The sequence below is a fragment of the Streptomyces sparsus genome (genome assembly GCF_054776295.1).
The window spans coordinates 1-782 of sequence record NZ_BAAHCA010001495.1 but is presented as its reverse complement, the minus strand read 5'-3'; the positions used below and the strand labels follow the sequence as shown (position 1 = coordinate 782).

1 protein-coding gene is annotated in these 782 nt (G+C 77.6%); it reads right to left on the bottom strand.

Features of this window, described 5'->3' with window-relative positions; translation table 11 throughout:
• Positions 1–55 precede the first annotated feature (55 nt).
• On the bottom strand, positions 56–782 hold a 727-nt coding region (locus tag ACYVE9_RS29225), incomplete at its 5' end, for an ATP-binding cassette domain-containing protein (RefSeq protein ID WP_461030892.1).

Below are 782 nucleotides of genomic sequence, written 5' to 3'. Positions count from 1 at the left end.
ACCGGGCTGCCCGGGCTGCCCGGGCTGCCCGGTGGGGGCCGGGCCGGCGGCGGACTCAGCGGGGGTCGTCTCGGCCGTCGTCATCGTCTGCTCCCTCCGGGGTTCCCTCGGCGAAAGCCGCCCGGTAGGCGGGGTCCTGCCAGAGCACGGCGTGCGGTGCGACCGCCCGGATCCGTCCGTCGTCCAGCCAGACGACCAGGTCGGCGCGTGCGGCGGAGGAGATCCGGTGCGCGACGATCAGCCGGGTGCCGGCCCGGACGTCGTCCACCAGCGCCCGGCTGACCTGCCGCTCGGTGACGGTGTCCAGGCTGGAGGTGGCGTCGTCGAGGACCAGCAGCCGGCCGGCGTGCGCGAAGCAGCGGGCCAGCCCCAGGCGCTGCGCCTCACCTCCGGACATGGGGGCTTCGGGCAGTGCGGTGCGGTAGCCGTGCGGGAGCCGGCTGATGAAGGCGTCCGCTCCCGCCGCGCGGGCCGCGGCGCGCACCGCGGCCGGCTCCGGGCGGTAGGGGCCGAAGGCGACGGCGTCCTCGACGGTCTCCCCGAACAGCGCGGGGCGGGCGAAGGCGTAGCCGACCTCCCGCCGCAGGTGCTCCGCTCCGAGGGAGTACAGCGGCACGCCGTCCAGCAGCACGATGCCCTCGTCGGGGTCGGTGAGCCGCCCGGCCACCGCGGCCAGCAGCGACTTGCCGGCCCCGGAGCGGCCGACCACGGCCGCCGTCGTGCCGCCGGGCACCACCAGGTCGACGTCGTGCAGCAGCCACCGGTCCTCCCGGCGCACGCCG